4 protein-coding genes and 1 pseudogene are annotated in these 4,200 nt (G+C 61.5%); 3 read left to right on the forward strand and 2 right to left on the reverse strand.

What is annotated here, in order from left to right; genetic code table 11:
• Positions 1-70: 70 nt before the first annotated feature.
• Entirely contained in the window at positions 71-592 is a 522-nt protein-coding gene (locus FEM54_RS26085; RefSeq protein ID WP_017135037.1) for a DUF3455 domain-containing protein, read from the reverse strand.
• 135 nt (positions 593-727) lie between these two features.
• Between FEM54_RS26085 and FEM54_RS26090 the strand changes: the two genes are divergently transcribed.
• Together FEM54_RS26090 and FEM54_RS26095 are read left to right on the forward strand one after the other, a co-directional pair.
• The gene (locus FEM54_RS26090; RefSeq protein ID WP_138453612.1) at positions 728-1,507 is read left to right on the forward strand and encodes a class I SAM-dependent methyltransferase; all 780 of its coding nucleotides are present in this window, start codon (positions 728-730) and stop codon (positions 1,505-1,507) included.
• Between the two features lie 82 nt (positions 1,508-1,589).
• Entirely contained in the window at positions 1,590-2,375 is a 786-nt protein-coding gene (locus FEM54_RS26095) for a sulfite exporter TauE/SafE family protein (protein WP_138453613.1), read from the forward strand.
• Between the two features lie 121 nt (positions 2,376-2,496).
• Here the strand turns inward: FEM54_RS26095 and FEM54_RS26100 are convergent, their stop codons facing one another.
• Positions 2,497-3,735, reverse strand: a complete 1,239-nt coding sequence (locus FEM54_RS26100; protein WP_138453614.1) for an acyl-CoA dehydrogenase family protein — start codon at positions 3,733-3,735, stop codon at positions 2,497-2,499.
• 266 nt (positions 3,736-4,001) lie between these two features.
• Here FEM54_RS26100 and FEM54_RS26105 point away from each other — a divergent pair.
• Positions 4,002-4,200, forward strand: a pseudogene (locus FEM54_RS26105) (dimethylsulfone monooxygenase SfnG); the annotation flags it as partial.

Genomic DNA, 4,200 nt, shown 5'->3' on the forward strand with positions numbered 1-4,200 from the left:
AACGCGGCATCCTTCAAGGGCTGAGTCCTGTGGCGAGCGCGCTCGCCACAGGCAGCGTAGCCGAGTTTACTCAGTTGGCTGCCCAGAAAATGTAGTCGGCCTGGTACTTCACCACGGCCTGCTGGCCTTTGTTCGCCGCCGTGCATTCGCTGCTCGGCGCCACGCCGCCTTTAAGGGCGACACGCTGGATGTAACTGACGCCACTCATGGCACCTTTACCTTCGGCCGGGTTGGCCTTGACCAGTTGATAGGGCAGGTTGCCTGCACTCGAAGGCGCTACCGCCAGTTGGGTGCCGGTGATTTTCGAGCCATCCTGGGCCTGCCAGGTGGCGGGCGGGCCGAAGTAGTTGCCCACCGGCTTGCCGCTGCGATCATTCAACACGGCTTTGGGGCCGACAAAGAACCATTCGGTCTGGCCGACGGCGTTGGCTTTGTCGCGGCATTCGTAGGTGATTTCGCCGACCCCGGTGGTTTCCATCGCAATCTTGTGCCCGTCCGGCACCTTGATGCTGTCCGGCAAGCCGGTCTGGGCGAAAGCCGCAGGCGCGACGGTGAGTGCAGCCGCAAGGCAGAACAGTGTTTTAGCGTTCATGGGTAGTGCTCCATTTGAGTAAAACAGCGGGGTGACTGCAAGGACTACACGCGAGGCGCACGATTGGATGCACGGGTTAGAAAATAAACCTTAGAGGGCGCACACTGTGCGCCCGACCCCGAGGAGAACCTCGCAATGACTGGTGTTCACACGTCTGCTCAACAAGGTTTCTCGACCCAGGCCGCCACCTACGCCCAAGGTCGACCGGACTACCCACGCCAACTCACCGGCTGGCTGACCGATACACTGCGTATCAACGCACAGTCGACCGTGATCGACCTGGGGGCCGGCACCGGCAAGTTCACCCGTTTGCTCAGCACCCTGGCGCCCAGCCTGATTGCCGTCGAGCCGGTCGAGGCCATGGGCGCGCAACTGAGCAAACTGTTGCCGGATGTACGCCTGCTCAGCGGCACCGCTGACGCTATCCCTTTGCCGGAGGCCAGCGCCGATGCGCTGGTGTGCGCGCAAGCCTTCCACTGGTTCGCAACCGAGGCCGCACTGGCAGAGATCCACCGCGTGCTCAAGCCTGACGGGCGCCTGGGGCTGGTGTGGAATGTGCGCGATGAGTCGGTGGACTGGGTTGCGGCCATCACCGAAATCATTACGCCCTATGAAGGCGACACGCCGCGTTTTCATACAGGGCATTGGCGCGAAGCCTTCACCGGTGGGTATTTTTCCGCGCCGCAAATGAGCTGTTTTGCCTATCAGCATGTGGGCAGCCCTCGGGAAGTGATCATGGATCGCTTCCTGTCGGTAAGCTTCATCGCGGCGCTACCGGCCGCGCAAAAGGCCACGGTGACCGAGCAATTACGCGGGCTGATCAACACTCACCCGGCGCTGCGCGGGCGTGACACTGTGGCGTTTCCGTATCAGACCCAGGCCTATGTCTGCCATCGTCTGACAGAAAAAGCATAAAGTCAGATCATATTGATATAAGTCGTTATAAGAAAAATCGCTATCCTGCGGCCAGAATTTTATAAGGCCGCGGGTAGTTGTAATGGATGTGGGCAATTTTGGTTTTGTAGTCGCTGGCCTGATCGTTGGTTTTATCGTCGGCATGACCGGTGTCGGCGGCGGGTCCCTGATGACGCCGATCCTGTTGTGGTTCGGCATCAACCCGGCCACCGCCGTGGGCACTGACTTGTTATACGCCGCCATCACCAAATCCGGTGGGGTGCTGGTACACAGCAAAAACCGCAATATCGACTGGACCATCACTGGCTGGCTGACCTTGGGCAGCGTGCCGGCGGTGCTTTTGACGCTGTGGTTCCTGGCCAGCCTGCACACTGATCCCAGCGCGATGAATGCGGTGATCAAGCAGGCGCTGGGCTTTGTGCTGCTGCTGACGGCGCTGGCGATCCTGTTCAAGAAAAGCCTGTTGGCGTTCGCCCAGCGGCATGCGGGCGATGATTACCACATGAGCCCGCGCAACCTCAACGCACTCACAGTCGTCACCGGCGCGATCCTGGGCACCATGGTTGCGTTGACCTCTATCGGCGCGGGTGCCCTCGGGACTGTGGCGTTGTTTATCTTGTATCCGTTCCTGGCCACGCGGCGTCTGGTCGGCACCGAGATTGCCCACGCCGTGCCGCTGACCCTGGTGGCGGGCCTGGGGCATGCCAGCATGGGCAATATGGACTGGCACTTGCTGGGCTTTTTGCTGATGGGGTCGTTGCCGGGGATTTACCTGGGCAGCCACATGACCGGCAAAGTCCCGGACGGCGTGTTGCGACCGTGTCTGGCGATTATGTTGATGAGCATCGGGTATAAGCTCGCGTTCTGAGTGGTACACAGGATCGTTCCCACGCTCTGCGTGGGAATGCCGACGCTCTGCGTCCCGCTCTTGAAGCCGTGACGCGGAGCGTCACAGGATGCATGCCCACGCAGAGCGTGGGAACGATCAATTACGCTTTGCCAGGCCCATTCCCGATCTGCCACACAAACGGCGGCTCGGTTCCATTGATCACCCAATCCCCCACGATCCGCGCCTTGTAGATCACCGGGTTATGCGACGACACGGTCCGCGCATTGCGCCAATGGCGATCCAGCGCTTTACCCTGGCGCACATCCGACGCCCCCAGCGCATTGAACAGCTCACTGGTAGCCCGCTGAATCAACTCCGACACCACCACCTGCGCTGTCGCCGATTCAATCTCGGCAGCCACGTTTGCCTCACGCTCAGCCACCTCATCCCCGGCAAATCTTGCCAGGTAAGCCCGTTGCGCCGGCACCGCAGCTTTCAACGCACTGGCCTCGGCGGCATACACCAGCGCGGCCACTTCGCCCACCACTTGCTGAACCTGCGGGTCCTGGCTGACATGTGCGGCATTGCCATGGCTGTAGATGCGTTTGCGGCTGCGCACCTGCTGCGCCACGTCGTTGAGCGCCGCACGGCCAATACCGGCCAGGCTCGCCAGCAGCACCAACTGGTAAAACGCGGTCTGGTATTTGAAGCGGGTGGCGAAGTCGATCACGTTGTCGGCCTCAACCACCGCATCGGTAAACCGTGTGGTGCCGCTGCCCGTGGTGCGTTGGCCGAACCCGTCCCAGTCATCACGTTGCACCACGCCGGGCTGGTGCGTGCGGGTGGCGGCGATCACGTCGGCGCCGGTGTCGCTGCGCTGGGCGTACACGTCGATCCAGTCGGAGAAAATGCTCCCGGTGCTGTAGAACTTTTCGCCGTTGAGCTTCCAGTGATCGCCATCCGGGCTGACCTGAGTGACCACATCGCCGATGGCCACAGTGCCGATTTCGGTCCACGCGCAACCGACGATATCGCCGTCGACAAACCGCTTGAACCACAGGTCGCGCCCCGCGCTGGGTGGCGCGTTCAGGCGGTCTTCGGCAAAGGCGAAGTGCCCGCGCAGTGCCTGGGGCACATTGGAGTCGGCCGCCGCCAGTTCGATCAGCAGCTCAAACAATTGCGGCAGGGACGCGCCGCCACCGCCGTATTCCACCGGCACCCGCACCGCGCCGAACCCTGCGTGTTTGAGCCACTCAATCGGCTCATAGGGCAGGGCGCGCGCTTGTTCACGTGCCACGGCACCTTCGGCGATGCGCTGGAAGATCGGCCGAAAGCGCGCGGCAAGTGTGGGGTAATCGACGCCGATGGACAGCGGGTTGATGACATGTTGCTCGGTCATGGGATACGGCTCCTGGGCAGTGATCAATGGTGAGCTAATTGCACAGTCCGTGCCGGGCGGCGCAGCCCGTATTTACTGGGGATGGATCCAAACTGCTGTTGCCCCAGCAACAGTAAATCGACAAAACAAGGCCATCCGCGACATTCGCCGGCTTGGCAAAAACCACAGCGATATACGCCGCAACGCCCATGGGGTGGTGCTTTGATGATGTCTGGCACGCTTGCTGCTCAAGCCTGGTTACATCCTTTCCAGCGAGGTACTGCCAGATGAGTCAGCAAGCCGTGAAATTTGCCTATTGGGTGCCCAACGTCAGCGGTGGGCTGGTGGTCAGCAAGATCGAACAGCGCACGCACTGGGGCATCGACTACAACCGCAAGCTCGCGCAGTTGGCCGAGGCGGCCGGCTTCGAATATGGCCTGACGCAAATTCGCTTCACCGCCGGCTACGGTGCCGACAATCAGCATG

Origin of the sequence: Pseudomonas edaphica (assembly GCF_005863185.1) — a bacterium.
Lineage (GTDB): Bacteria > Pseudomonadota > Gammaproteobacteria > Pseudomonadales > Pseudomonadaceae > Aquipseudomonas > Aquipseudomonas edaphica.